Genomic DNA, 26,350 nt, shown 5'->3' on the forward strand with positions numbered 1-26,350 from the left:
GAAACGCAACTCCGATTTAATACGCATTTTCTCCGGGTTTCAACCACCATTTAAAATTGGACAAAAAAACCGCAGAACAAATCCTGCGGTTTCAATGAAATGCCAATGAAGCTGGCTATTGCAGCTTCTCGGGACGAGCCTAAACGCCCAAAGACTCAATATCGCTTGCCAGCATTGCCAGTTGGCGAGCAATGGATTCTCGAAGTCTTTCGGCGGGTACTAAATAAGAAGGCGCTGCACAGGTCAATGCCATGATCGTGCCATCCTGCAAGTGAACAGGCACACCTGCAGAGTTAATATTGCGATCCCATTCGCCGATGGAAAGGCAGAAGCCATACTTTTTATAATCCTCCATGGCACGGTCTAACCCTTCCTTTTTCTGGGGCCAGGAATCGTCGCCGTACTTTACTTCCATGGCATCTTCAACAACCTTGCGCCCTTTATCCGATATGGCACAATAGTACGCGCGACCAGCAGAGGTTGTTGCCATCGGTAGCTTGAGGCCAATATCCATACGCAGTAAAGACGCTTCAGGAGGTAACCGGTTTTCGACATAAATCATGTGCAAACGATCACGGCAAGTAAGTCCAACCGACATATTAGTCTGACGCGCAAACTCGTCCAGGTAAGGTCTGGCTAACTGACGGACCTTCAAATTGGATACATAAGCATAACCCAGCGCCAGTACACCGGAACTGAGCTGATATTTTTCCAGCTGAGTATTGTAGCTAAGATATCCCAGTTGGGTCAGAGTGTAAGTCATGCGGGATATCGTTGGCTTAGGCAGGCCTGTAAGACGTGCAATATCCTGATTGCCAAGAATCACAGAGCCTTAGCTAAAAGCACGCAACACGTCCAGACCCCGAGACAGCGCCTCGACGAACTTACGATCTTTCTCCGGCTTCACCGGTCCGTCGCCACCGGAAGCAGCTATGTGCTCCGGTAACGCAGCTTTTTCTTTTGACATAATCTGGCGTCCCCCAACAACGTCACTAGCTGCAGTTTTCCGAGCTATAAATTCTATATATATAATGTGTAAGACATTTTAAACGTTGATGAATGCAAGTACCACAAACTCAGATCAAAACTCGCATCAGAAATGAAACACTTGCCTTTCACGCAGCATCATAAACTCGGGAAATTGCCAGCTATGAAGAATAATTGGTATGTCGTTCTACCTGACAGGGTAAGCAACGCTCGAAAGCTTCCCTCACAGAATTGCTGGCAAGACGACGATCTCTAAAGCCAGAAGCGCCAGCAATAGGGGCACTACTATTAAGACAAAAACGCCATTCCAGCGAAATGCCACTACCCAGCGCGACACCTGACCAAAGCGCGACAGCAGCATGACAGCCGGCCCGAACGGCGAAAGCATCATCGCCAAGGAAAAGCCGATAACCATAGCTACAGATATCAGAAGCGGATCCATGCCTTCCGCAATGAGCTGCGGCAGAAGACCCGCTTGAACGCTAAGCACCGTAATCGGGATAATCCCAATGGCTGACAGCAGCGGCAGACTCAGCATACCGACTACAGCGAGTACCCACATTCCACCAGCGGAGGTTGCAAGACCACTTAAGGCATCCTCTGGAATAACGCTGGAAATGGACACCCCCAGAATCGCCGATGCGGCAAAAATTGCCATTTCATTATTCATGGCTGAAACCTGAGTCACGCTCTCCTTGAGCACCACCCCGAACGATCGTTCCTGCCACATCGTATAAAGAAGAGTAACAGATGGCACGGCCATCATGGCGGCAACCGACACTTTGAAGTCGGTCAAGGCGACGATAACAGCCATTACGACAAAGACAACTAAGACCAACCCAAGCAGCTGCAAAGAACCCGACGGCCACTGTTCCAGGGCCACACGCTCGCTACTGACCTGCCGAAATCGATGCTGCTCCAGCATCCAGCCAACCACAACCAGAACCACTGACGCCGCAAGGCCGTAGGGCAAAAGCATAGACCAGCTTAACTGGGGCAGCTCCCGGGTCAGTATGGCTACGGCGACACTGGTTGGCGCCACCAGAGGAACAAGAGCGAAACCGCGAAGCGTACTGATCAGAACACTGCGCAGCCACTGCAAGCGGGACTCGCCGGAAATTCCACGCTCTCGCAGAGTCTCTGAAAGACTGCCACACAGCAGGTTCATCATGCCGAAGCTCAGTACAGAGGCTATGCTACAGCTAACCAGGGCATACTTCGGATACAGCCAGACTGCACGACCACCCAATAGGACATCGTGAATCCGACGCAGCACCTCAAAGCGCCTGACCAGACACTGCATCATCCCAAGGCTTCCCAGAAATGCGGCATAAAATGCAGCATCAGCAGAAGCTTTGATCAACCGGTCCGTGCCCAGTTCGCCACGGACAGAAAACCACGCAGCGACGGCCAGAGAAACCAGCATCAGAGTGCGGGCATACGTCTGAAGATGATCGCCCGCCCACAGAAAACAGAAAATAAATAACACGCCCGAGATTGCACTGAGCTGAGTGCTGGACATGCATATAGCAATCAGCTCAATCAAAACCGCCAAAGGCAATAGCCAGCGATCTGCAGCACTCATACCTGCTTTGTCCTTGTTAGAGTCACGCAAGCAGAGACGGTCTCTGCTTGCATTTCACACACACCCCGATTAGTCTTTTCGAGTCCAATACAAAACACAGTTTCGCTTGATGAAACTATATTAGCACAAATGACAAGACAGACCGGGATCTTTTACCCTCGGGGCCGAAGGTTAACCCGAGAACCTTGGCATGTCACAGAGGAAGAACGATGAGTGCATTTATCTACGATGGTCTCAGAACTGCTTTTGGCCGCCATGCGGGCTCTCTTTCCCGGGTCCGGCCCGATGACTTGCTGGCAAGCGTTATCCGGGCACTGGTTGAGCGCAATGCGTTCGCCCCGGAAGCCTATGAAGACGTCATTGCAGGCTGTACCAACCAAGCGGGCGAAGATGCGCGCAACGTGGCACGTCACGCTGGACTGCTGGCAGGCCTTCCAGTCGAGACAGGCGGACTGACCATTAACCGGCTTTGTGGCTCCGGACTGGCGGCCATCATAGACGCTGCCCGGGCGGTTCGCTGCGGCGAAGGTGAATTGTTTGTGGCCGGCGGCACCGAGAGCATGAGCCGCGCCCCTTTTGTGATCGCCAAGGGAGAGACTCCTTTCAGCAGGGATTTACGTGCCTTCGACAGCACCATTGGCGCACGTTTCCCGAACCCGCTTATTGAAAGCGCTTTCGGCGCGGACACCATGCCTGAAACCGCCAATAACATTGCTCGCGATCTTGGCCTGAGCCGCGAGCTGACAGATCAGTTTGCTGCCCAGAGCCAGGCTCGTTATGAAGAGGCCCGCCGCACAGGTTTCTATAAAGACGAGATCCTGAGTATTGATGTGCCTAATGGCCGCAAAAAACCCCCGTTTACAGTCCGCGAAGACGAACACCCACGCCCCCAGTCAAACGCCGAGGTGCTCGCAGGACTCCGCCCCTTAGTTGAAGGCGGCGTAGTGACGGCGGGCAATGCTTCCGGCATTAACGACGGTGCAGCTGCCCTGATCATCGGCTCCCGGGAAGCCGGCGAACGCGCTGGAATAAAGCCCCGCGCCCGCATTGTGTCGGCCGCCATTGCAGGTGTTTCGCCACGGGTAATGGGTCTGGGCCCAGTTCTGGCCTGCGAAAAAGCCCTGGCTCGCGCTGGCCTGACGCTTAACGATATGGATGTCATCGAGATTAATGAGGCGTTTGCAGCCCAGGTTCTCGGTTGTACTACTAAACTGGGTATAGACCCCACTGACTCCCGGCTGAACCCGAACGGAGGGGCCATTGCAATTGGCCACCCGCTTGGCGCATCCGGCGCAAGGATTGCACTTACCGCCACCCGTCAGCTGGAATGCAGCGGCGGGCGCTACGCCCTTATCAGCCTGTGCATTGGCGTTGGCCAAGGCATTGCAGCTGTGATTGAACGAGTTAACAACTGATTTTCAATGAGGAGAAACAACATGGCTTCCGCACCGTGGGATGACCTGCTGCAGTTTGACAAGCAACTGGATGAAACCGAACGTCAGGTTCGGGACAGCATCCGCAGTTTCTGTGACCAACGCCTGATGCCCGGGATCATTGAGGCCAACCGACACGAAAAATTCGACCGTTCCATATTCACTGATATGGGAGAGCTGGGCATGCTCGGCGCTACCTTACCGGAAGAATACGGCGGCGCTGGCCTGAACCATGTGTGTTATGGCCTGATTGCCCGGGAAGTGGAGCGTGTGGATTCCGCCTACCGCTCGGCTCTGAGCGTTCAGTCCTCGCTGGTTATGCACCCGATTTACTCATTTGGCCAAGAAGCACTGAAAAAGCGTGTGCTGCCAAAACTGGCCTCCGGTGAACTGGTTGGCTGTTTCGGTTTGACCGAGCCCGACCACGGCTCTGACCCTGGCGGCATGGAAACCCGCGCCAAGAAAGTTGATGGCGGCTATCTGGTCAGCGGCTCCAAAACCTGGATTACCAACTCCCCCATTGCGGATGTCTTCGTGATTTGGGCCAAACTTGACGGTAAGGTCACCGGCTTTGTATTGGAGCGCGGCGCCAAAGGTCTGGATACCCCAAAAATTGAAGGCAAGTTTTCCTTACGTGCGTCCGAAACCGGCTCCATCTTTATGGACGATGCGTTCTGCCCTGACGAGAACAAACTGGACGTAGAAGGCCTGAAAGGTCCGTTCAGTTGTCTCAACAAAGCTCGCTATGGCATCAGTTGGGGCTCTCTCGGCGCAGCGGAATTTTGCTGGCATGCGGCCCGCAATTACACCCTGGAGCGCAAGCAGTTTGGTAAGCCATTAGCCGCGAACCAGCTTATCCAGAAAAAGCTGGTAGACATGCAGACCGACATTGCCCTTGGCCTGCAAGGTGCGTTGCAACTTGGCCGCCTGATGGACGTAGGTGAAGCGTCTCCGGATGCAATTTCCCTGCTGAAGCGCAACAACTGCGGCAAGTCATTGGACATAGCGCGGGTCGCCCGTGACATGCACGGAGGCAACGGTATTTCAGACGAATACCATGTCATCCGCCACGTGATGAATCTGGAAGCGGTCAATACTTATGAAGGTACTCACGATATCCACGCCCTGATTCTAGGCCGCGGACAGACCGGCATTGCCGCTTTCGGTTAACACCGACGTTTACGATGAAACAAAAAAAGGCAGGGCTCCATGGCCCTGCCTTTTTTATATCCGCCCGATATAGAAGCTTCCTTTATACCCCCACTGTCTCGACCCGGTTAGACCACCACACAAGCGCAAGAGCTGGCACAATCAGCACCGCACTGATCAGCGTCAACTCCAGATTGGTGAAGGGTATCGGGCCGCCCCCGGGGATCGCCAATAACATACCGCCGGCAATCAACGACAGACGGATAGGCCACTGAAGCACCCGATAAAGCGAAAGGTTGCCAATGCCCAGCAGGTAACCCTGCATACCGCCCGCAATCAGCGCCACACCTACAATGGCCTGAGGCAGCACCACCAGGATTTCATCCCAGGAGCCCTGGAGTATCAACGCCGGGTTCAACACGAACAGGAACGGAATAAAGTAAATCACGCTACCCAGCTTCATGGCCTGAAAGCCGGTTTCCATTGGCCGAGCACCCGCCACCGTGGCAGCAGCAAAGGCACCCAGTGCCACCGGTGGTGTGATGAAGCTCAGCATGCCCCAATACAGGATGAACAGGTGCACCGCCAACGGGTCCATACCACCGCCGTTAATCAACGCCGGAGCCAGGGCCACTGCCAGGAAAATATAGGCCGCCGTGACGGTCATTCCGATGCCCAGGATAAAACTGGTCGCTGCCCCCATAAATAGCAGTACGAGGGTATTGCCACCGGCCAGGAAAATCAGATCATTGGCGATGGTGCCAGACATGCCGGTTACCGACAGCGCTCCCACCAACAGGCCCACGCCCGCCAGAATGGCAATCAGTTCCGCAAACAACTTACCGGCGCTGGAGAAAAAGCCTTTCACATCCTCCCAGCCCCAACGTTGGTATGGCAACACCTGATTGATCACCAGCAGCAACGCCGTGGCGTAGAAAGGCGCAATCGCTTCCCGCCGCAGGAAAAACAACAGCCAGATCAGCAGCGCAAAGACAAAGATGAAGTACCAGCCTTCTTTTAAGGTCTGGCGCAGGGAAGGCAGCTCATTCGCTGGCAAACCTTTGAGTTCGTGGCGCGCAGCGTAAGCGTCAATTTGAATAAACAGACCCATGAAATACAGGAATGACGGAACCGCTGCCGCCAGCGCAATCGTGCCGTAAGAAATATTCAGAAAGCTGGCCATAATAAACGCCGTCGCGCCCATCACCGGCGGCATCAGTACGCCACCTGTAGACGCACAAGCTTCAACACCGGCGGCGTAAGACCGCCCAAAACCCACCCGCCGCATAGCCGGGATAGACAGTACACCGGTGGTCAGCACGTTGGTGATCACGCTGCCGCTCATAGACCCCATCAGGCCGCTGGAGAATACCGCAACCTTGGCCGGGCCACCCCGCACATGACCGAGCAGGGCAAACGCCAGATTGATAAAAAACTTGCCACCGCCGGTTTGTTGTAGCGCAACGCCGAACAACAAAAAGCCGATCACCAGATTGGCGAACGCCTGTAGCGGAATGCCCATGACGCTCTCACGGCTCATGGCATGGTAAATGGCCGTTTGGGAAGGTGATGACGGAAAACCCTGAACTGGCCCCGGCATGACATCGGCGAAAATCGGATAAAGACCTGCAACCGCGACAATAAGACCGATCGGCCAACCGCCGGCCCGTCGCGCCGCCTCGAGCACTACGCCCCAAAAAAGGAAACTCATTACCACGGCGTAGTCTGGCGCGTCGTACTCCCAGCCCCGGTCGAGAATCTGTTCCGCGTTAAACACGAAAAAGCCGCATACCGCGACCGCAAACAAAAACAGCGCCACGTCGTACCAAGGCACTTTTGTACGCGACGCTTTGCCAAAGGCTGGCCAAAGCACAAAAACCAGCGGCAGCATCAGTGCTACCACGGTATAGAAGAACTGGCTTTCCACCGACGTCACCGCAGTGAACAGACCAAGATTAAACAGGTAATCAATTGCCAGCAGTGTCAGCGCCAGAGTCGCCACTCGGGGCACCCATAGCCAAAAGCCCGACAACTGGCGGATACCGGATATTTCGCCCGTACTAACGGGCTGTTTCTGAGGCAAGCTCATAGGATCGTAGATTCCGGCGCAATAATGATAGAAAACGGAAACCGCCGGCGTATTGTTTATCGAGACACTCACAATACGCCGGAGTAATGGATCAGGTCTTAACGGAAAACCGACTTCATTCCTTCTGCTTCAAGCGCTTTGGCTCGGGCTTCCATCCAGCCGCTACGAAACGCGTCCCTGTCTTCCGGTGGATTGGCGTCCATAAAGCTTTCCCACGTGGTTTTCAGGAGCTTCTGGCGTTTGACCAATCCATCCTGGTGCGCCTGCATGGCACCGGTCCAATGCCCGATTTCCTTGTAATACTCAATAACTGCATCGTGATAAGGAATCACCCACTGCATGTTCTGATTTTCTAGCGAGTAACCAGCATTGCCAGGAGCAGCGTCTTTGTACTTATCGTGGTCCTCGATCAGCACACGGACCAGATTTCTGGCGGTTTTATCGTCCAGGCTCTCACCGCCGACCAATATGGGATACGGGTAGGTGGCGCCGATCCACGGGCTGTCCTTGCCATAGTTCTCACCGGCGGCAGACGTCACTTTGTGGGGCTGAAAATACGGCGCCACGGCCTGAAGCCGTTGCCAGCCTTCTTTATCTGCTGGGTCCAGCTCCGGCCACACGATACCCCTTGGACTGGCGGCCATTTGCTGCGCTGGCGGCGCCACGCTCATGGTAAACGCGGCGTCAGCCTGGTTGGCCACAATGCCCTCAAAAGAACGACCGTAGCCCGGAAATTCGACCCGTTCAACGTCATCCCAAGTCAGGCCTCCAAAAGCCAAAAAGGCTTCGGTGCCAACATTAAGCGCGTCATCACCACGGATGTAAGCCACCCGCTTGCCTTTCAAATCCGCTGGCGTTTTTACATTGATATCACCAGCAACCGCGACGCCCAGGCCAAAATTGGCCGTAGAGGTGCTTATCAGGCGAATAGACTGAGGGCCCCACTGCGGGTCGGCAAACAGAAATACGCCTTCAAAACCGTAATAACTGGAAATACCGCAGGCGCAAAGAGGAACCCGACCCATCCGCAACGGCGTCATGCGGGATACATCATTTTCACCGGGCAAAATGCGCACCGAGGTACCGTATTCGTTTTGCAGCAGGTTGCCGATGGACACCATCTGGGTGTAACCGGCAGAGCCGGTACCGTAGGCCGTCATGGCCAATGTACCGGGCAGGTCAATGTTCTCGGCGCTGTGGGCAAAAAATGGGGCAGTACTCAAAACACCGATGAGCAGACGTTTTGTGAAAATTGTTGTTTTTATCACTGAAGACCTCGCGTTGTGATTGTTAATTAACGGCAACTGTAATTTCGCACTGCGGTATTGATATTTTTTACATTACGCATTGCAACATTAGTTTCCGTAGAACGAATATAGGCAATGTCACTCAATACAACAACCTTATAAAACTAAATTCTGCCAAACGTCGTAAAAACGAGTGATTTAACCAAATTACAAGGAATTGACAGAAAAGGGCAGATCATTCACTCTTACCCTATTCTGCTATGCGGTATGCGTTTTCGCTAGAACGAACAGAGAGGTTGTCCCATGAACATTAACTACACGCCGGAGGAGCTCGCCTTCCGGGATGACGTCCGGGCTTTTCTGGACCAGGCGCTACCGGCAGACATTGCCGCCAAAGTGAAGGGTTTCCGTCACCTGACTAAAGAAGATCACCAGCGCTGGCAGCAGATTCTCTGCAAACAAGGTTGGTACGCCACGCACTGGCCAGAAGAGTACGGCGGTGTGAAATGGACACCGGTTCAAAAGCATATCTGGGATGAAGAATCCTGCCACTACGGTGTGCCCCGCTCTGTTCCGTTCGGCGTGAACATGGTGGCGCCCGTTATTATCAAGTTTGGCAACGAAGAGCAGAAGCAGACTTACCTGCCGCGCATCCTTAGCGGAGAAGACTGGTGGTGCCAGGGCTATTCCGAGCCCGGCGCCGGCTCTGACCTGGCCTCGCTGAAAACCCGCGCAGTGCGCGAAGGCGACCACTACGTTGTGAACGGCCAGAAAACCTGGACCACGCTTGGCCAGTACGCCAACATGATTTTTTGCCTGGTGCGCACCAATACCGAGGTGAAGGCACAGGAAGGCATTTCCTTCCTGCTGATCGACATGAACACGCCAGGTATCACCGTGCGCCCGATCATTACCCTTGACGGCGAGCACGAAGTGAACGAAGTCTTCTTTCAAGACGTGAAAGTGCCGGTTGAAAATCGGGTAGGAGAGGAAGACAAAGGCTGGACTTACGCCAAGTTCCTGCTGACGTATGAGCGCACCGGCCTGGCCGGCATCGGCTTATCCAAAGCCGCGTTGTCTCACTTGAAGCACCTGGCATCGCGTTGCATCAAAAATGGCCACCCGCTGATTGAAGACACATCGTTCAGCCAGCGTATTGCCAAGGTTGAAATTGACCTGACTGCGGCGACCATCAGCAACTTGCGCATTATTGCTGCGGTTGAGGGCGGCGGTATGCCCGGTGCGGAAAGTTCCATGCTGAAAGTAAAGGGCACAGAAATTCGTCAGGCTATAAACGACCTTGCACGCAGAGCCATTGGGCCTTATGCCATTCCCCTTGTGGAAGAAGAGCTGAACCTTGATTATGAAGGCGAGTTCTTGTCAGACGAGAATGCTGCGCCACTGTCGGCGCAGTACTTTAACAACCGTAAGCTCTCGATTTTCGGCGGATCCAACGAGATCCAGAAAAATATCGTGTCGAAAATGATTCTCGGGCTTTAAGGAGGCGACCATGGATTTTCAACTCAATGAAGAGCAGCAGATGCTACAGGACACCGTAGCCCGCCTGGTGCGCGGTGAGTACAGTTTTGAAAAGCGCCTGACATTCAGTGAAACCGAAGCTGGCTTCAGCGTGGATTTTTGGAAGCAACTCAGTGACCTGGGATTAACAGCGGTTTCATTTCCCGAGGAGCTCGGCGGCTTCGGCGGTGGCGGGGTAGAAATACAGTCGGTTATGACCGAACTGGGCCGTGGCCTGTGCCTTGAGCCATACCTGCAATCGGTTGTTTTTGGCGGCGGCCTCATTAACCAGGCCGGAAATGATAGCCAGAAAGAAGCTTGGTTAAGCGGTATTGCCAGCGGCGAATTGCAAGCGGCAGTCGCATTACAAGAGCCTCAAAGTTTTTACGACCTGAACGATGTACAAACCCGCGCTGAGAAAAAAGATGGCGGTTTTGTGCTTAATGGACACAAGGCCGTTGTGATTGGCGGGCACTGTGCTGAGCTCATTGTGGTATCCGCTCGCACCTCGGGCGACGCCCGCGATGCTAACGGCATCAGCCTGTTTGCTTTAAATCCAGATACGGCAGGCATTGAGCGCCGTGTTTACCCGACCATTGACGGTTCGAAAGGCTGTGATATTACGCTGCGCAATGTTCAAGTGGGCGCTAACGCCCTGCTGGGCGAAGAAGGCGGCGCCAGCGAAATAATAGAGTACCAGGCAGGTCGCGCAATTGCGGCATTATGTGCAGAAGCAGTCGGTGTTATGGACGTGGCCAACGAGCTTACCCTCGATTACCTCAAACAGCGTAAACAGTTTGGCGTCCCCATTGGTAAGTTTCAGGTGCTACAGCATCGCATGGTCGACATGATGTCCGAACTTGAGCAAGCCCGATCGATGTCTATTCTGGCTGCCAGCGTGGCAGACGAAGAACAAAGCAATGAGCGCCGTCGCGTTTTGTCCGCTGCTAAAAATGTCATTGGCCGCAGTGGGCAGTTCATTTCAGAACAAGGCATACAATCCCATGGTGGTATTGGCATGACATGGGAATACAATTTTGCCCATTACGCCAAGCGTTTGATCATGATCAACCACCAGCTCGGTGATGATGACTTCCACCTGGAACGCTATGCGTTTCTTTTACAGGCAAGCTAAACTCCTTAATGAGTAAGCAATCACGGTGTTCTGACCGCTGGCAAAGACGTACCGGAAACCTTCACGTACCTGTACTTCTTGATGAAAGCCTGCGAGATACAGGTTAAAGCACAGAGTTGCGGCCCGGTGTATATGCCCTCCGAGCAAGCTATCCGAACAACTGCAGAACAGTCAAAAACCCTAGGTAGCGCAGCGGCGCTTACCTGGCCGGCGCTGCTGCGGCTTCTCGATAGCAAAAACCCCGGTTACGCGGTATAAGAAGGGCTCACTATGGTGGAAATACAATTTGATGAGCTGGCAGACCATAAAGGGAGCCTTTGTTGCTACAGCCCCTGGCTTACCATCACCCAGAACATGATCGGAGCGTTTGCTGATGCCACGGGCGATCACCAGTGGATTCACGTGGACGTAGAGCGGGCAAAATGCGAGTCGCCCTGGAAATGCCCGGTCGCCCATGGATATTTGACAGTGTCCCTGATCTCCCGGCTCAACCCTCAGGCTCTGCGGGTAACGGGCACCAAGGCCACTATCAATTACGGGCTGAACAAACTGCGGTTTCCAGCGGCAGTGCCGGTGGGTTCGGATATCCGCACGAAAGTCGAACTGGTGGATGTTACACCGGTGGACGACAAAAGAATCTTGGCGACTTACAAAACCACGGTAGAAATAAAGGGCCAGGACAAACCGGCCTGTGTAGCAGAAAACCTCGCTATGTACGTGATCTGAACAAGACTGTTTTATTCAGGGCCCGGAAAGCGGACCCTGAATAGTCTCTAAAAACCTTCTAAATACCCTCTAAACACTATTCCCGCCCTTCCAGCGCTGCGCGCATCTTTAGAGTAACCAATACGGTATTCAGGTGAGGTACTGCGATGCCCCGGCGCTTGGCTATCGCTACCACGTTGCCCAAGACGGCCTCCCGTTCAATGGGGCGATCATTCAGATAATCCAGCGCCATGCTGTTTTTGTAGGCAGGCATTTTGCGGGTGCCCTCAATGTTCTGATCGATCAACCCCTCATCCATTGGATACCCTTCTGCCGCAGCCACTGCCATCACCTCGCGCATCATGGCCCGGATCAGCTCTTCGCCGCCCGTAGTATCCAGAATGGTTCGGGTATCCGCACCGTTGGCAACAACAGACAATGGGTTGAATGGAGTATTCCAGAGGCATTTGCGCCAGCGCTCGCCTACAACACGCTCAGTCAAATCAATCTTGATACCGCCCTCTATAAACAGTTGAGACAAAACGCGGCAGCTCTCATCAACACCGTCCGGATAACGCCCCATCACTAACTTGCCGTAGGCTTTGTGCTCAACGACACCGGATTCTGTGCGACTTGCGGCAATGAAGGCCAAGCAGCTTATAAGAGAGCTCTGCGGATAGGCATCGGCCAGCTCTTTTTCGATATCCAGACCGTTTTCGATCAGTACCAGACAGGTCTTCTCCCCCATCCAGGGCGCAACCAGTGCAACCCGATCCACACCGGGCAGAACTTTCACGCACAGAATCAAAAAGTCTGGCGTTTCTTCAGGCAAGTCACCATCACGGTAGACATGATCCGGCTCGTAGGACAGGTCTCCGAGCGGGCTTGTGATGCGAATACCCTGGACTCTGACCGCGTCATAGTCTGAGCGCAACACGGTGCTCACGGAACAACCAGCTTTCTTTAGAATGGCACCATAGAAGCTACCAATAGCTCCGGCACCCACAATCAGAATACTGGGTTTATTATTCATGATCACTCCCTTCCTTTCCATTCTTCTTCCTGAAGCGCTCGCCACATCAACTTGCCCGAGGGGGACTTTGGCAAGACACTCACAAATTCAACAATGGCGGGTACTTTATAGGCCGCCATCTGTTCCTTGCACCAACCCGTAATGTCCTCAACGCTGGTGTTGCCTTCCGCTTCAGGTGTGAGCACGATACAGGCCTTCACCGTCTCACCACGTTTGGGATCCGGGGCCGAGATAATACACAGCTCATGAATGGCAGGGTGTCGGTACATCATGCCCTCAACTTCCGAAGGCCATACTTTGAATCCGGATGCGTTGATCATTCGCTTAAGGCGATCGACCATGAAGAAGTAACCCTCTTCGTCGTAATACGCGAGATCGCCGGTGCGGAAGAAACGCTTGCCATCAATTTCGACGAACGCCGCATCGGTTTCCGCCGGCCGGTTCCAGTAGCCGATGGTTACCTGCGGGCCACAGGAAACGATCTCACCGGTTTCACCCGGCCCTTTCTCTTCCAGGGTATCAACATCAATAATCCGGCTGTCCACATCAAACACGGGGATACCCAAACACTGGGCTTTGGGTTTCGCGTTGGGATTGATGTGGGTTGCAGCCATGGTTTCTGACAAGCCATAGCCCTCAATGTAGTCGAGCCCCGTCAGCCTTTTCAGCTTTTCCGCAACGGCGCCGGGCATGGCGGCACCTCCGCCACCAATCATGTTGAGGCTGGAGAAGTCGTATTTGCCTATATCCGGATTGGAGAGAAAGTCCACTGCCATAGTAACGATGTTAGTCCAGCCAGTGACCTTGTAGCGTTCAATGAGCCTTGATGCGGTGGTGCGATCCCAGCGCGTCATAATCACCGATGTGGAGCCAGCGAAAATAGGCCCGTTCATGGAGCCGGTCATGCCGGTCACATGGAAAAATGGCAGGGTGGCCAGCTGCACGCTGTCGGAAGTGCTCAGATTCCAGAACACACGGTGTACCGCCGTTGCCATCACCGAGCGATGCGTGTGCATACAGCCTTTTGGGGCGCCGGTTGTACCCGAACTATAGGGGATCACTGCCAGGTCTTCCGGGCCTGCGGTGTGTTCTTGAGGGCTAAGGCCTGCCGCCATAGCGCTTTCCCAGCTCACTACGCCCGGAGCATCGCCTGACCAGGCCGGGCTTGCGACTTCTGCAGGCAGATCCAGGTCGGTATCAGGCTTGATGTAGGTGTTGTAGGAAGCCACCACGATCTGTTCCAGATCGGTGTTTCCCAACAGCGGCGTAATGTATTCAGCCAGTTCCTGGCCCGCCAGGCATACCGCCGAGCCCGTATCCGCAATGTAGTGTTCCAGCTCTGCGGCCCGGTTCATCGGGTTTATCGGAATCACCACGGCATCCGCCCGCAGAATCGCGTAGTAGGAGATCACATACTGCGGCGAGTTCTGCATATACAGCAACACCCGATCACCCTTTCTCACACCCTGCGCCTGCAGGTAGCCTGCTATAGCTTCTACTTCCGCCAGCAGCTGACGGTATGTGATGAATGCATCGTAGAAAATGATGGCTGTGTGGTCGGGATAGCGCAGGGCCGATATTTCCAGATTGGTAAAAACACTGGTTTTCGGCAGAGTCATGGTCTTGGGCAACTCTTTCGGCCAGACCGCATAGTGGCGTGTGAACATAATTATTGTTCTCTCCAGGTGTAAATCAGTCTGCCAACATCGCGAACAGATCAAATTCTTTGGTATCCCCGGGCAGGGGACCTTCGTGTCGCAAGGGTGCAATGGCAATCGCCCTGTCTCTCAGCACGGCCACATCGGAATCCGGTGCTATGATGTGCTTGGAACTGCGATCAAATCCCAGCCACCAATAAGGCAGGCTTCGGGCGTCCCTGCCTGCCTGCAGGCTGGCTTGCTGAATAGAACCGCTCGATTGTTTACACCAGCGAGCAGAGTTAATTTCCCCCACTTCGCACGCTGGGAAATTCACGTTCCAGGCCCGTGTTTCACCCGGTTGCCACAACCTGCGTATTATTACTTCACCAAAACGCTCGACGGGCGCCCATTGAATACCGTCCCTCGACAAAAAAGCCTGGCTCAAGGCAATAGCGGCAATGTTCATGTGCTGCGCGCTGAGTACCGCCCCAACCGTGCCCGAATACTGCACAGAATCGCTGATATTGGCACCGCAATTGACACCAGACAACACAAGATCCGGAGGCGTTTCATTAAACCAGTGGGCGAGAGAGAAAAGCACGCAGTCGGCCGGAGTACCAGAAACCGCATAGCGCTTTTCCCCGGTTTCGTAGACACGTAACGGATCATGTATGGAGATGCTCTGGCCCGCACCGCTGCGGTCATGCTCAGGAGCAACAACCCAAACTTCTTCCGCCAGGTTACGGGCAATCTTTTCCAGCCGCGCCAGCCCCGGGGCGTTAATGCCGTCGTCGTTGGTAATGAGGATGCGCCGAACGATGGGTGCTGTCATGTCTGCTCTCCTGCACTGGCGATTTTCCAGCCAGTTTCGGCCAGCAAGCTGGCGCGCTTACCCACTTCCAGGGCATTGGCATTGGCGGCATTACCATCCAGCGCGCGCTTGTAGACACCCTGAACGATAGAGGCTAGCCGAAATAGAGAAAAGGCGAGATACACGTGCCAGTCGGTAATGCCTTCACGGCCTGTTTTGGCGCAGTAACGAGCAATGGTTTCTTGCTCATCCGGGATGCCCAGTGCTTCAAGGTCTTCTCCCTGCAGTCCGCGCATGCCCGGCATGTCCGATGGCAGGTAATATGGCAGACAATAATAGGCCAGATCCGCCAGCGGGTGCCCAAGCGTAGAAAGCTCCCAATCCAGAATGGCGATCACCTCGGGCTTGTCCGGCGCCAGCATCAGGTTGCCGAAGCGGTAGTCACCGTGGGCAATAGCACACTCATCGGTCGAAGGCAGGTTTTCGGGCAGCCATGCCATAAGCTTGTCCATGGCAGGCATTTCGTCGGTTTTGGCCGCCAGGTACTGTTTACTCCAGCGCGAAACCTGGCGTGCCACGTAGCCCTCCGGGCGACCGTAGTCCCCCAGGCCTACTGCATTCACATCAACAGAATGCAGCTCTGCCAAGGTGTCGATGGCGGAGTGGTGGGCAGGCAATCTTTCTTTGCGATCCAGCGCTCGCAAGGCTGAGTGGCTGACGATGCGGCCTTCCAGAAAGTCCATCACGTAAAAGGGTGTACCAATAATGTCGCTGTCTTCGCACAGCACCCGGGCTTTGGGCACGGGCAAGGAGGTGTTGTCTGAGAGCGCACGGATGACCTTGTATTCACGCTCGACCATATGAGCGGAAGGCAGGGTTTTTCCGGGTGGTTTTTTACGCAGAACGTAGCGACCACTGTCGGTATCCAGCAGGAATGTGGGGTTGGATTGGCCGCCCTGGAACTGTTTTACCTCAAGGCGGCTACCAAAACCCGGCATGGCTTTCTGGAGCCAGGACAGGAGCTTGGCTTCGTCGAATTTGTGGGCTGGGAGAGCGTCTACCAGCTCTGGGGTTATGCTCATTTTTCTGTTGCCTTCATTTTTGGTGGCGGCCTTGTGTTGGGCGCGGCGGTCTGTGGGAGGGGGTGCTTCAACAGATGGTTTCGCCACCATCGGCTACTATGGTTTGGCCGGTTATGTAGGCGCTGGCTTTGGTTGACAGGAATACGGCCAGGCCGGCGATGTCGACCGGGTCGCCGATTCTTCTTAGTGGGGTTTTGTCTTCTGCGCGTTTCACGCGTACCGGATCTTCCCAGAGTGTGCGGGCAAAGTCGGTTTTGATCAGGCCGGGGGCGATGCTGTTGACGCGGATACCTTTTGGGCCCCATTCCACGGCCAGGTTTCGGGCCAGTGCGGCTTCTGCTGCTTTGGATACACCGTAGGTACCGATGGTGGTGTTACCGCGGATTCCGGCAATGCTGGAGAGCAATACAACGGCGCCCTCGCCTTTCTCTGCCATCTGCGGCAGCACCATGTTGGTTAGCCAGAAGGTGCCTTTAACGTTGGTGTCCATGATCTTATCCCAGGCCTCGTCGGTCATTTCGGAGGTGGGGCCATAGACGGGGTTAGTGGCGGCGTTGCATACGAGCACGTCGATGCTGCCCCAGGCTTCGTTGGTTTTGTTCACCAGGTTCTGCAGGTCGTCTTTTTTGCCGACGTGGCAGGGTATGGCGATGGCTTCATAGCCTTTGGCTTTCAGTTCATTCGCCACCTGCTCGCAGGCGTCGACCTTGCGGCTGGAGATAACAACTTTCGCGCCCAGACGGGCCATTTCTTCGGCGATTGACAGGCCAATGCCTTTAGTGGAACCCGTGATCAGGGCCACCTTACCGGTCATATCAAAAAGTGGGTTGTTCATAACTCGGTCCTTATACTCAAAGATTGGGTGCGGGCGGAAAGTGCGTCCACCCGTGGCTTAGCCCTAATTAGCGATACTGACGCAGTTCAATCTTGGCGACGGAATCCAGATGCACCTCATCCGGGCCATCCGCCAACCGCAACGTCCGTACTTTGGCCCAGGCTGACGCAAGGAAGGTGTCCTGACTTACGCCGGCTCCACCGTGCACTTGTATGGCACGGTCAAGCACCTTCAGCGCCATGCTCGGAGCAATCACCTTTATCATGGCGATTTCTTGACGGGCTACCTTATTACCAACGGTATCCATCATGTACGCCGCTTTCAGAGTTAACAGCCGCGCCTGTTCAATCTCGATTCGGCTGCGGGCGATGTCCTTGCGAATAGAATCAAAGCTGGATAACGGCTTGCCGAATGCCTCGCGCTCGTTGGCACGCTTACACATCAACTCCAGCGCACGTTCCGCAACGCCAATGGTCCGCATGCAATGGTGAATGCGGCCTGGCCCGAGACGACCCTGCGCGATTTCAAAACCACGTCCCTCACCCAACAGAATGCTGCTAACGGGAACCCGTACGTTTTCGTAATGAATCTCCGCGTGGCCGTGGGGCGCGTGGTCGTAACCAAACACGGTCAATGAGCGGACTAATTTCACACCGGGCGCATCTAATGGCACCAGAATCATCGACTGCTGCTGATGCTTGGGCGCGGTAGGATCGGTCTTGCCCATTACGATGGCAATTTTACAGGTGGTGGTCATGGCACCGGAGGACCACCATTTTTTGCCGTTAATCACATACTCATCGCCCTCACGACGAATCTCGCAGGCAATGTTGGTGGCATCAGAGGACGCCACATCCGGTTCTGTCATGGAAAAGCAGGAGCGTATCTCGCCTGCCAGCAAAGGCTTCAACCACTGATCCTGCTGCTCTTGGTTACCGTATCGAGCGATGGTTTCCATGTTGCCGGTATCCGGCGCGGAGCAGTTGAACACTTCCGGGGCCATTTCAGAACGGCCCATGATTTCGCAAAGGTGGGCGTACTCAAAGTTGATCAGGCCGGCTCCCAAATTGCTTTCCGGCAGGAACAGGTTCCAGAGTCCCTCGGCTTTTGCCTTCGCCTTAAGCTCTTCTGTAATGGGTACCGGCGCCCAGCGATTTTCTGCCTTTTCAATCTGTTGGTGGTGCATGGATTCGTTAGGATAAATGTGCGCATCCATGAACTCGTTTAACTGCGCTTGCAGTTTTTTTGCTTTGTCAGACAACTTGAACATGTCGACTTCCTCTTTACTGTTGAATCGTTGACCGGCCTTCGCAGCCAATCAGGTTTTTGTTTTATGCATCGAAAATCAGATAGGGACGCCTTCCGGCTTGTCACTGCCAGACCGGATTCGGAACGTGCCTTCGGCGATGGCAAGCAGATTGCCTTTATCGTCATGAACTTCGCCGGTGCTGTTAAAAATTCGCGCACCACCGGCCCGCTTGCGCCCCGTCACACGAATGGTGCCACCGGAGCATTGGCCGGTGAACGTCGTGGTCAAAGACAAAGTTATGGCTCTACGCATCCGCCCCGGAAAGGCACAGTGTGTGCCGGCCTGGGCCATAGCAATATCAAGCAGCGACGTCAGCACGCCGCCGTGAATGACACCACCAAGGTTGAGATGCCTTGGCTGCAGCTTCAGCTCAATGACCGCTTCATTTTCCTCCCAGTGAGCCTGACGGTAGCCGAGCAGGTTATGAAAGCCCGGCAGCTCTGTACCATCGACGCATGTGCCATCAACATAAGGGGATTCTTGCTTGCTCATTACACCTTCATTCCTGGCAGATTCAAAGACGCGGTATTGCCGCCATCCACAGGCAGCGCCTGACCGGTGATATAGCTGGCATCGTCACTGGCAAAAAACAGAATAGCCGCTGCGATCTCTTCCGGCTCGCCGTAGCGGCGCAGTTCGCAGCGACCGCCTAGCTTGTGGGCTTTTTCATGGGCGCGGGCGTAATCAAACACCACTCGTGTCATACCGGTCTCAACCAGGCCCGGGCAGACAGCGTTCACCCGGATATTGTGATCGCCAAGATCACACGCAGCGGTCATGGTAAGGTTGATCACTCCAGCCTTCGAGGCGCTATAGGCATTGCCTCCTGCGCCCGAGCGGAGACCAGCAACCGAGGCTGTATTGACAATGGAACCGAGTTTGCGAACTTGCATGTGCGGCGCGACATGCTTGATGAGCAGCATGGTGCCAACCAGATTAACCGCCAACACCGTGTCCCACTCGTCTCGCTCGTTTTCGGTTACCGGTGGATAGCCGTTCCCTGTACTGGCAATGCCAGCGATGTTGCACAAGATGTCGATTTTCCCAAAAGCGCTTATAGCGTCGCTCACCAAATCTTTGATCTGAGCCTCATCGGCAACGTTGACAAGGCGGCGGAGGTGCTCAGCGCCCTCGGGCATCAGATTCCCGGTTTCAACCAGACCCGCCTCCGAAGTATCAGCCATAACTACCTGGGCACCCTCACGCGCCAGTCGCAAGGCGGTTGCTCGACCTATACCGCTGCCTACTCCGGTAACAATAGCCACCTGGCCATCAAAACGCCCCATTCCGCTGCTCCTTGTGTCTCTGGTTTTATTATTGCGGGTTTTATTAGCACTAACGGTTTTGCTTTCGCATTAATTTGTCACGCCTTCTACTTTTGAGTCAATATAATCGGAAGTAAATTTCACTAGTCAAAACACAATAGCAGCATAAGGCACAAAAATGAAAAATAACCTGAGCGAAATGCCGGTGTACGCACCCATGACCCCGAACGAACCCATGGAGGCCATTGGCCACCGGATACAGAGGTTTACAATCACCCGTGCGGACCACCCGGCATTGATCAGTAAACAGGGTACGGTGAGCTGGAGAGACCTGCTGGATCAGACTAACCGGATCGCCAACCGCCTGCGAGATGCGGGGCTTGAGCCGGGCGACTCAGTTGCAGCTCTGTCGGAGAACAGCGCTGACTATGTCGCTCTGTATCTTGGTGTGCTTACTGCCGGCGGCTGCATGGTGCCGCTTTCAGGTATGGCCAGCGCCGAAACGCTGAGTCTTATGCTGTCCGATTGCCGTGCAAAGTTCCTGTTTGTGTCGCAGAAAAATGGGGACCTCCTTCACAGCTTCCAGCCCGGGCTGCAGGGGTTACCGGACGACCGTATTGTTGCCCTGGATGAAGACGGCGAAGGGATTGGCCAGACTCTGAGAGACTGGCTTGGCGATGCCTCAGTCAGGGCCCGCCCAGCGGACGTATCGCTGGATGACGCCTTTAACATCATCTACAGCTCCGGCACCACCGGCACTCCGAAGGGCATTCTCCACGATTACCGATTCCGCCAGCGGCAGATGGAACGCATGAGCCTTTATGGGCTGGACTGCAATGCCATTAACCTGGTCTCAACGCCGCTGTACTCCAACACCACACTGGTCTCGGTGTTACCCACGCTGTTCCACGGTGGCACGCTGGTAATCATGGCAAAGTTCGACGCCCGGCGGTTTCTGGAGCTGGCCGAAACACACCGTGTGACCCACGCCATGCTGGTACCAGTGCAGTACCAGAGGATTCTGGCTGACGCGGAATTTGACCGCTTTGATCTCTCCAGCTTCAAGCTAAAACTCTGCACCAGCGCACCCCTTAGACCAGACGTGATAGCCGATGCCATGGCACGCTGGCCAGGCAACATACGGGAGGTTTACGGCCTCACAGAGGGCGGCATCTCTACCAGTCTCGACTGTGCCGCGCACCCAAACAAATGGAGCTCGGTAGGCATACCAACAGAAGGTGCGGAAGTGCGCGTGATCGACGAAGATGGTCGTGAACTTCCGAGAGGCGAAACCGGCGAACTGGTGGGCCGCGCCATTTCGATGATGCGAGGCTACGTGAACCGGCCTGAACAGACCCGAGAAATACTGTGGGAAAGCCCTGAGGGCGACGTGTTTTATCGCAGCGGAGATATGGGGCGAATCGACGAGGACGGATTTATCCATATTCTCGATCGTCGCAAGGACATGATTATTTCTGGTGGATTCAACATTTACGCGGTCGATCTTGAGAAGGCGCTGCTGGCACACCCTGCTGTGGACGATGCAGCGATTATTGGCATTCCCAGCGAACATTGGGGTGAAACGCCTCTGGGCCTGGTGGTTCTCAAACCCGGGCACCAGGATTCCAGGCTTACGATACTCGAATGGGCTAACGGCCAGCTGGGCAAAAGCCAGCGTATCTCCGCTATCGAGCTTCGCGAGGAGCTCCCCCGCTCCACCATAGGCAAAGTTCTGAAGCGGGAGCTGCGCGAACCTTATTGGGAAAAGATCGCGCGTTGATCCCGATCAGCGGCGGGTCAGCTTGTCCAGAGCGGCCCGGCAATCCTCCGACCGAAGCCGCTCGGAAAACACCTTACGCTCCCGCTCCAGCGCCTGTTCTATCTGCTCACGCCAGGGAGCGCGGATCAATCGCTTGCTGGCCCGCAGGGCTTCACGGGGTTTGTTTGCCAAGCTCTCTGCAAGCGCCAACGCTGCGGACAACGCCTGCCCATCATCCACAATCCGGCTTACCAGCCCACATTCCCTGGCATCACTGCCACTGATCACCTCACCCAGGAGCAGGAGATCCGTGGCTTTGCGAGTACCCAAATGCAGGGGCATGGTGACCGTAGAAGCGGCCTCCGGCACCAGCCCGAGATCCACAAACGCCGTCTTGAATTTCGCACTTTCTGCAGCCACCACGACATCCACGTGTAACAACAGAGTCGTGCCGATACCGATTGCCATGCCTTCCACCGCAGCTATGACCGGCGTGTCACAGTTCATCAGCGCCTCAATAAATGCCAGCCCAGCCGAGGGCTTCGGCTGATCATCCGTAGCGCGAGCGCGAAAATCGTCCAGATCATTGCCAGCGGTAAATACGTTTCCCGCTCCTGAGATAACGATGGCGTTTACTGTCTCATCAAGATTGGCGCTTGTAATGGCGTCAGTGAGCTGCTGATACATGGATCGGGTGAGAGCATTTCTTTTCCCGGGACGGTTGATAACGAGATGTACAAGACCTTGTAACTGATGGCTTTCAATCATTGGACTGTTTCCTCACGAATGTTCTGTTATTTTGACATCGAACATCCTATTGCAAAAGCCCGCTTTTGTGATAGATTTCATGTACAGTTAATTCGCCATGCAACCGTAAGTTCTGCAGAGCGAAATGAAGAGAAGTACCATTACAACAACGAACGAGGCACCGTCATGAATCTCTTTGCCAAAACACGTAAGACCATAACCACTTACGCTTCAGCCATTACTCTTGGTTTATCAGCCGCTCTTGCCGCCACACCTGCCGCGGCCCAAGAAACGTTTACGTGGAAAGTGCAGTCACACTGGCCAGGTGCCAGCAGCTCTTACACAGATAGCCTGGTCCGGCTTCAGCGAATTTTGGACGAGCGCACCGATGGGCGCCTGAAACTTAAGCTTTATGAAGCCGGCGCGCTCTTCAAGGCCCAAGACACGTTCAACGCCGTAAGTCGCGGCATCCTGGAAATGGGCACAATTTCTCCAGCCTACGCTCAAGACAAAGTTTCCCTTGCTGGCATTGCCTCCGGCCTGCCCTTTGCATTCCGTAACGTATGGGAAGCTGCATACTTCCATCAGGGCATGGGCTTTGAGCAGATGTTGCGTGACGAAGCGGCAGAGCACGACGTTTACTGGGCGACCGACAAGGTTTATCCCACCGAGATGGTGGTCAAAAAGCCCATCAAAAACTGGGAAGATTTCACCAGCCTGAAGATTCGCTCCTCCGGTGTTCTGCAAAGGTTCCTGACCGAAGCGGGTGCTGCAGCGTCTTATATTCCAGGCAGCGAGCTTTACTCGGCACTGGACTCCGGCATCGTTGACGGTGCCCATTGGGGTGCAGCTCAGGGTGCCGCCAGCATGGCCCTGTATGAAGTGGCCAAGTACCACGTTCAACCGGCCCTGAACATCGCGGGAACTGACGTCATCATTGTCAGCATGAAGGCGCTGAACAAGTTGCCGGAAGACATGCAGAAGATCGTCAAGGATGCGCTCGACGAGCAATTCTGGATCCGTACCAACGAGTACCTTTATAAGGAGCGCATAACTCTGGCCAAGGTCATCGCCGAACAGGGTGTACAGGTGAACGTTCTGCCAGATGAAGTTCAGGACAAGCTGGTAAAGGCCGCACAGGCAATGTGGGACGAGGAAGGCGAGCGTAGCCCCAACGCCAAAAAGGCGCTGGACATGCTGAAAGGCTACCTGGCCGAGCTCGGCTACCTCTGATCCGCGAGTTTAAATAAGTGATACAGGCCGGAGTCTTTGACGTCCGGCTTTTTTATCCCTGAAAAACCCAACATCCTCCTGGAGAATGCAATGAGTGTGCTGACCGCATTCATAAGAGGGGTTACCCGTCTTAATGATTTTGTCGGGCGCTGGATAGCCCTGCTCGTTTTTGCCATGTTCGCGTTCCTGCTGCTGGAAGTGGGCTTCCGTTATCTGCTTGACGCACCCACAGTCTGGACCAACGAGCTTACTCAAATGCTGTTCGGCGTTTATGCGGTGATGTCCGGAGGCTACATCATGGCTCATCGGGGCCACGTCAATGTCGATCTTCTGCACTCGCAGCTATCGCCTCGCAAGCGGGCGTTTATGGACATCGTCACCTCATTGATATTTTTCATTTTTACTCTTGCCCTGCTGTGGTTTGGTATTGATATGGCCAGCGAATCCATAGCCGGCTGGGAGACTTCTTACTCTGCCTGGAACCCGCCGGTCTGGCCGGTCAAGCTTGCCATTCCTGTCGGAACAGGACTGCTGGTACTGCAGGGCTTGGCAAAACTCCTTGAAGACATTGCCATTGCATTCAACCTGGATTACTACCGCCCGGATCACAGCGCTTCTGAAGGAGAGCAGTCGTGAGTATTGAAGTCCTGACCCTGCTGTTTTTTGGTTCGCTGCTGTTCTTATTGCTACTGGGTTTGCCGCTGGCTTTTGTCCTCGGTGGCGTTTCTGTGATCTTTCTTTATTTTACCTGGGGATTCGATTCCTTCTATATGGTGGCCACGCAGATCTTGGGCACCATGGGCAGCTTTACCCTGGTTGCCATACCCCTGTTTGTTTTCATGGCCATGGTGCTGGAGCGAACCGGTGTCGCAAAGGATTTGTATCGGATGATGCAGCTGTGGTTTGGTGGCCTTCGCGGCGGCCTGGCTATAGGAACTTTGGTTATTTGCGCCGTATTTGCGGCCATGGTCGGCATCAGTGGCGCAGCAGTGGTTGCAATGGGAACCATCGCACTGCCTTCCATGCTGGAACGGGGCTATGATCGAAAAATGGCGCTGGGTGTCATCAATACAGGTGGTGGTTGGGGCATTCTGATACCACCCAGCATTCTGATGATTATCTACGCGCTGATTACCGGGGTATCCGTAGGCCAGATGTTTGCTGCCGGCATCATGCCTGGCGTTCTGCTGATGGTAATGACCGTTACTTACATCCTCGTGCGCTCTACCCTCCAGCCGCACCTGGCACCGGCCCTGCCTCCAGAAGAACGTGGCACCTGGCCTGAGAAGCTCCGTGCATTAAGAGCCGTGCTGCTGCCCATTGGCGTTGTTTTCATGGTTTTAGGTTCCATAATCGGTGGCATTACCACGCCAACGGAAGCAGCCGCCATGGGTGTTCTTGGTTCGCTGATTTCGGCGGCCGTCTATCGCCAGTTTAAGTGGAGTATCCTGCAGGAAGCCGCTATCCGTACCTTCAAGCTTACGGGCATGATCATGTGGATCCTATTTGCCGCTCACGCGTTTAGCGCGGCATACCAAAGCATGGGAGCTCAAGATCTGATAGAAGGCATGATGCAGCACATTCCCGGCGGTCCGTGGGGCATCATCATTGCAATGATGGTGATTATATTCTTCCTGGCCATGGTGCTCGACCCGGTTGGCATCATGCTGATCACTCTGCCGGTGTTCATGCCCATCGTGAAATCCCTTGGCTTCGATCCGATCTGGTTCGGCATATTGTTCGTGATCAACATGGAAATCGGCTATAAGACTCCGCCCTTCGGATTTAACCTGTTCTATCTGAAAGGTGTCGTACCGCCAGGCATTACCATGAAGGACATCTACACCTCCGTCGTTCCGTTCGTAATCATCGAAATCATAGCCATTGGCATCATTATGGTCTTTCCGAAAATCGCTACCTGGCTTCCAAACGTGTTCTTCTGATCCGCTCAATCATGAGCTCAACATCACGTTCTGACTGTGTCTGGACGTGATGTTCATAAACACCGACGTTATAAAAAAATTAAAACGGCTAAAAAACAACACCGCGTACTCATTATTTCGGAACTTCCTATGAATGCAATCAGCAAGCCTGCGATGTCTCTGGTAGATGCAATTTTTCAGCGGCGCTCCGTCCGTGGTTTTTTGCCAAAAACGGTTCCTGAAGAAACCATGCGCAACGTGTTCGAACAGGCACAGCAAGCACCGTCAAACTGCAACACTCAACCGTGGTATGTCGTGGTTGCTTCGGGCGATCTACGTAACTCATTGCGAGATCAGTTTATCGGTCGCGCAATGGCGGGGGCACCCTCTGAACCTGATTTTAGCTACGTCAGCAAATTTGAGGGCGTTTATCGCGGCAGGCAAGTTGACTGCGCCGCAGCACTGTACGGAGAAATGGAAATTGCCCGCGACGACAAAGTCGGTCGCAGCCGAGCGGCTCTGCGCAACTTCGAGTTCTTTGATGCGCCACATGTAGCCTTTCTTTGCATGGATCGCTCTTTTGGTGCCACCATCGCAGTCGATGTCGGCATTTATGCCCAAACCCTGATGCTGGCAATGACTGCACAAGGCATCAGTTCCTGTGCTATGGGTAGTTTGCGATCCCATCCTGACCTGGTTCGTGATGCATTCGGACTGGCGGAAAACATCGGCGTGGTGTTTGGTATCTGTTTTGGTTATGAGGATCCGGAAATCAAGGCAAATAACACGCGAACTTCCCGCGTACCGCTCAGTGAAACGGCGATATTTAAAGATCGTTAACTTAAAATTATCACTTAATTTAACGG

General features: G+C 54.4%; 22 protein-coding genes and 2 pseudogenes. 11 read left to right on the plus strand and 13 right to left on the minus strand.

Features of this window, described 5'->3' with window-relative positions; translation table 11 throughout:
- Positions 1-139: 139 nt before the first annotated feature.
- A pseudogene (locus tag A3OI_RS20030) lies at positions 140-967 on the minus strand (IclR family transcriptional regulator).
- Positions 968-1,210: 243 nt separating this feature from the next.
- The gene (locus A3OI_RS0112080; RefSeq protein WP_018404529.1) at positions 1,211-2,572 is read right to left on the minus strand and encodes a hypothetical protein; all 1,362 of its coding nucleotides are present in this window, start codon (positions 2,570-2,572) and stop codon (positions 1,211-1,213) included.
- A gap of 209 nt (positions 2,573-2,781) precedes the next feature.
- Between A3OI_RS0112080 and A3OI_RS0112085 the strand changes: the two genes are divergently transcribed.
- On the plus strand, positions 2,782-3,987 hold the full coding sequence (locus A3OI_RS0112085) for a 3-oxoadipyl-CoA thiolase (protein ID WP_018404530.1): 1,206 nt from the start codon (positions 2,782-2,784) through the stop codon (positions 3,985-3,987).
- A 21-nt stretch (positions 3,988-4,008) separates the two neighbouring features.
- Positions 4,009-5,175 carry an acyl-CoA dehydrogenase gene (locus A3OI_RS0112090; protein WP_018404531.1) on the plus strand — a complete coding sequence of 389 codons (1,167 nt, stop codon included), beginning with the start codon at positions 4,009-4,011 and terminating at the stop codon, positions 5,173-5,175.
- An 82-nt stretch (positions 5,176-5,257) separates the two neighbouring features.
- Here the strand turns inward: A3OI_RS0112090 and A3OI_RS0112095 are convergent, their stop codons facing one another.
- Entirely contained in the window at positions 5,258-7,243 is a 1,986-nt protein-coding gene (locus A3OI_RS0112095) for a TRAP transporter permease (RefSeq protein ID WP_018404532.1), read from the minus strand.
- Positions 7,244-7,341: 98 nt separating this feature from the next.
- Entirely contained in the window at positions 7,342-8,466 is a 1,125-nt protein-coding gene (locus A3OI_RS0112100) for a TAXI family TRAP transporter solute-binding subunit (RefSeq protein ID WP_228702963.1), read from the minus strand.
- A gap of 327 nt (positions 8,467-8,793) precedes the next feature.
- Between A3OI_RS0112100 and A3OI_RS0112105 the strand changes: the two genes are divergently transcribed.
- The 4 genes and pseudogenes from A3OI_RS0112105 (at position 8,794) to A3OI_RS0112120 (ending at position 11,869) form a co-directional block, all read left to right on the plus strand.
- A complete protein-coding gene (locus A3OI_RS0112105; RefSeq protein WP_018404534.1) occupies positions 8,794-9,990 on the plus strand; it encodes an acyl-CoA dehydrogenase family protein in 1,197 nt (398 codons plus the stop codon).
- A 10-nt stretch (positions 9,991-10,000) separates the two neighbouring features.
- Positions 10,001-11,143 (plus strand): acyl-CoA dehydrogenase family protein, encoded by a 1,143-nt coding sequence (locus tag A3OI_RS0112110; protein WP_018404535.1) that lies wholly within the window; start codon positions 10,001-10,003, stop codon positions 11,141-11,143.
- Positions 11,144-11,161: 18 nt separating this feature from the next.
- A pseudogene (locus tag A3OI_RS24455) lies at positions 11,162-11,401 on the plus strand (class II aldolase/adducin family protein); the annotation flags it as partial.
- A gap of 12 nt (positions 11,402-11,413) precedes the next feature.
- Positions 11,414-11,869: a MaoC family dehydratase gene (locus A3OI_RS0112120; protein WP_018404537.1), complete on the plus strand. Its 456-nt coding sequence runs from the start codon at positions 11,414-11,416 to the stop codon at positions 11,867-11,869.
- 76 nt (positions 11,870-11,945) lie between these two features.
- Here A3OI_RS0112120 and A3OI_RS0112125 read toward each other — a convergent pair whose 3' ends face one another.
- From A3OI_RS0112125 to A3OI_RS0112160, 8 genes are all read right to left on the minus strand, one after another.
- Complete coding sequence (locus tag A3OI_RS0112125; RefSeq protein ID WP_026224171.1) at positions 11,946-12,881, minus strand: ketopantoate reductase family protein; 936 nt, start codon at positions 12,879-12,881, stop codon at positions 11,946-11,948.
- 2 nt (positions 12,882-12,883) lie between these two features.
- Positions 12,884-14,548, minus strand: coding sequence for a long-chain fatty acid--CoA ligase (locus A3OI_RS0112130; RefSeq protein WP_018404539.1), 1,665 nt, complete (start codon positions 14,546-14,548; stop codon positions 12,884-12,886).
- Positions 14,549-14,573: 25 nt separating this feature from the next.
- The gene (gene surE / locus A3OI_RS0112135; protein WP_018404540.1) at positions 14,574-15,353 is read right to left on the minus strand and encodes a 5'/3'-nucleotidase SurE; all 780 of its coding nucleotides are present in this window, start codon (positions 15,351-15,353) and stop codon (positions 14,574-14,576) included.
- Positions 15,350-16,414, minus strand: a complete 1,065-nt coding sequence (locus A3OI_RS0112140; protein ID WP_026224172.1) for a phosphotransferase — start codon at positions 16,412-16,414, stop codon at positions 15,350-15,352. Before A3OI_RS0112140 ends, surE begins: the two co-directional genes overlap by 4 nt.
- Positions 16,415-16,481: 67 nt before the next feature.
- Positions 16,482-17,249, minus strand: coding sequence for an SDR family NAD(P)-dependent oxidoreductase (locus A3OI_RS0112145; RefSeq protein ID WP_018404542.1), 768 nt, complete (start codon positions 17,247-17,249; stop codon positions 16,482-16,484).
- A gap of 67 nt (positions 17,250-17,316) precedes the next feature.
- Positions 17,317-18,519 carry an acyl-CoA dehydrogenase family protein gene (locus tag A3OI_RS0112150; RefSeq protein WP_018404543.1) on the minus strand — a complete coding sequence of 401 codons (1,203 nt, stop codon included), beginning with the start codon at positions 18,517-18,519 and terminating at the stop codon, positions 17,317-17,319.
- A gap of 75 nt (positions 18,520-18,594) precedes the next feature.
- Entirely contained in the window at positions 18,595-19,050 is a 456-nt protein-coding gene (locus A3OI_RS0112155; protein WP_018404544.1) for a PaaI family thioesterase, read from the minus strand.
- Complete coding sequence (locus tag A3OI_RS0112160; RefSeq protein WP_018404545.1) at positions 19,050-19,844, minus strand: SDR family NAD(P)-dependent oxidoreductase; 795 nt, start codon at positions 19,842-19,844, stop codon at positions 19,050-19,052. Before A3OI_RS0112160 ends, A3OI_RS0112155 begins: the two co-directional genes overlap by 1 nt.
- Positions 19,845-20,001: 157 nt before the next feature.
- Between A3OI_RS0112160 and A3OI_RS0112165 the strand changes: the two genes are divergently transcribed.
- Positions 20,002-21,603, plus strand: coding sequence for a class I adenylate-forming enzyme family protein (locus A3OI_RS0112165; protein ID WP_018404546.1), 1,602 nt, complete (start codon positions 20,002-20,004; stop codon positions 21,601-21,603).
- Between the two features lie 6 nt (positions 21,604-21,609).
- On the opposite strand, the gene A3OI_RS0112170 is transcribed toward A3OI_RS0112165, so the two are convergent.
- Positions 21,610-22,350 (minus strand): enoyl-CoA hydratase/isomerase family protein, encoded by a 741-nt coding sequence (locus A3OI_RS0112170; RefSeq protein ID WP_018404547.1) that lies wholly within the window; start codon positions 22,348-22,350, stop codon positions 21,610-21,612.
- Positions 22,351-22,515: 165 nt separating this feature from the next.
- On the opposite strand from A3OI_RS0112170, the gene dctP reads away from it, so the two are divergent.
- The 4 genes from dctP to A3OI_RS0112190 all read left to right on the plus strand — a co-directional run bounded on the left by dctP (position 22,516) and on the right by A3OI_RS0112190 (position 26,324).
- The gene (gene dctP, locus A3OI_RS0112175) at positions 22,516-23,562 is read left to right on the plus strand and encodes a TRAP transporter substrate-binding protein DctP (RefSeq protein WP_026224173.1); all 1,047 of its coding nucleotides are present in this window, start codon (positions 22,516-22,518) and stop codon (positions 23,560-23,562) included.
- A 90-nt stretch (positions 23,563-23,652) separates the two neighbouring features.
- On the plus strand, positions 23,653-24,198 hold the full coding sequence (locus A3OI_RS0112180; RefSeq protein ID WP_018404549.1) for a TRAP transporter small permease subunit: 546 nt from the start codon (positions 23,653-23,655) through the stop codon (positions 24,196-24,198).
- Complete coding sequence (locus A3OI_RS0112185; protein ID WP_018404550.1) at positions 24,195-25,505, plus strand: TRAP transporter large permease; 1,311 nt, start codon at positions 24,195-24,197, stop codon at positions 25,503-25,505. Before A3OI_RS0112180 ends, A3OI_RS0112185 begins: the two co-directional genes overlap by 4 nt.
- A gap of 129 nt (positions 25,506-25,634) precedes the next feature.
- Positions 25,635-26,324: a nitroreductase gene (locus A3OI_RS0112190; protein ID WP_018404551.1), complete on the plus strand. Its 690-nt coding sequence runs from the start codon at positions 25,635-25,637 to the stop codon at positions 26,322-26,324.
- Positions 26,325-26,350 lie beyond the last annotated feature (26 nt).

Source organism: Marinobacter gelidimuriae, from assembly GCF_000372805.1.
Lineage (GTDB): Bacteria > Pseudomonadota > Gammaproteobacteria > Pseudomonadales > Oleiphilaceae > Marinobacter > Marinobacter gelidimuriae.

What these genes read in the sequence shown, in the direction of transcription:
- A3OI_RS0112165 (WP_018404546.1), top strand. Translation starts at nt 20,002, where the DNA reads ATGAAAAATAACCTGAGCGAAATGCCGGTGTACGCACCCATGACCCCG.
- A3OI_RS0112120 (WP_018404537.1), top strand. Translation starts at nt 11,414, where the DNA reads ATGGTGGAAATACAATTTGATGAGCTGGCAGACCATAAAGGGAGCCTT.
- A3OI_RS0112110 (WP_018404535.1), top strand. Translation starts at nt 10,001, where the DNA reads ATGGATTTTCAACTCAATGAAGAGCAGCAGATGCTACAGGACACCGTA.
- dctP (WP_026224173.1), top strand. Translation starts at nt 22,516, where the DNA reads ATGAATCTCTTTGCCAAAACACGTAAGACCATAACCACTTACGCTTCA.
- A3OI_RS0112150 (WP_018404543.1), bottom strand. Translation starts at nt 18,519, where the DNA reads ATGTTCAAGTTGTCTGACAAAGCAAAAAAACTGCAAGCGCAGTTAAAC.
- A3OI_RS0112130 (WP_018404539.1), bottom strand. Translation starts at nt 14,548, where the DNA reads ATGTTCACACGCCACTATGCGGTCTGGCCGAAAGAGTTGCCCAAGACC.
- A3OI_RS0112125 (WP_026224171.1), bottom strand. Translation starts at nt 12,881, where the DNA reads ATGAATAATAAACCCAGTATTCTGATTGTGGGTGCCGGAGCTATTGGT.
- A3OI_RS0112090 (WP_018404531.1), top strand. Translation starts at nt 4,009, where the DNA reads ATGGCTTCCGCACCGTGGGATGACCTGCTGCAGTTTGACAAGCAACTG.
- A3OI_RS0112105 (WP_018404534.1), top strand. Translation starts at nt 8,794, where the DNA reads ATGAACATTAACTACACGCCGGAGGAGCTCGCCTTCCGGGATGACGTC.
- A3OI_RS0112140 (WP_026224172.1), bottom strand. Translation starts at nt 16,414, where the DNA reads ATGAGCATAACCCCAGAGCTGGTAGACGCTCTCCCAGCCCACAAATTC.
- A3OI_RS0112080 (WP_018404529.1), bottom strand. Translation starts at nt 2,572, where the DNA reads ATGAGTGCTGCAGATCGCTGGCTATTGCCTTTGGCGGTTTTGATTGAG.
- A3OI_RS0112190 (WP_018404551.1), top strand. Translation starts at nt 25,635, where the DNA reads ATGAATGCAATCAGCAAGCCTGCGATGTCTCTGGTAGATGCAATTTTT.
- A3OI_RS0112160 (WP_018404545.1), bottom strand. Translation starts at nt 19,844, where the DNA reads ATGGGGCGTTTTGATGGCCAGGTGGCTATTGTTACCGGAGTAGGCAGC.
- A3OI_RS0112145 (WP_018404542.1), bottom strand. Translation starts at nt 17,249, where the DNA reads ATGAACAACCCACTTTTTGATATGACCGGTAAGGTGGCCCTGATCACG.
- A3OI_RS0112180 (WP_018404549.1), top strand. Translation starts at nt 23,653, where the DNA reads ATGAGTGTGCTGACCGCATTCATAAGAGGGGTTACCCGTCTTAATGAT.
- A3OI_RS0112085 (WP_018404530.1), top strand. Translation starts at nt 2,782, where the DNA reads ATGAGTGCATTTATCTACGATGGTCTCAGAACTGCTTTTGGCCGCCAT.
- A3OI_RS0112170 (WP_018404547.1), bottom strand. Translation starts at nt 22,350, where the DNA reads ATGATTGAAAGCCATCAGTTACAAGGTCTTGTACATCTCGTTATCAAC.
- A3OI_RS0112155 (WP_018404544.1), bottom strand. Translation starts at nt 19,050, where the DNA reads ATGAGCAAGCAAGAATCCCCTTATGTTGATGGCACATGCGTCGATGGT.
- A3OI_RS0112095 (WP_018404532.1), bottom strand. Translation starts at nt 7,243, where the DNA reads ATGAGCTTGCCTCAGAAACAGCCCGTTAGTACGGGCGAAATATCCGGT.
- surE (WP_018404540.1), bottom strand. Translation starts at nt 15,353, where the DNA reads ATGACAGCACCCATCGTTCGGCGCATCCTCATTACCAACGACGACGGC.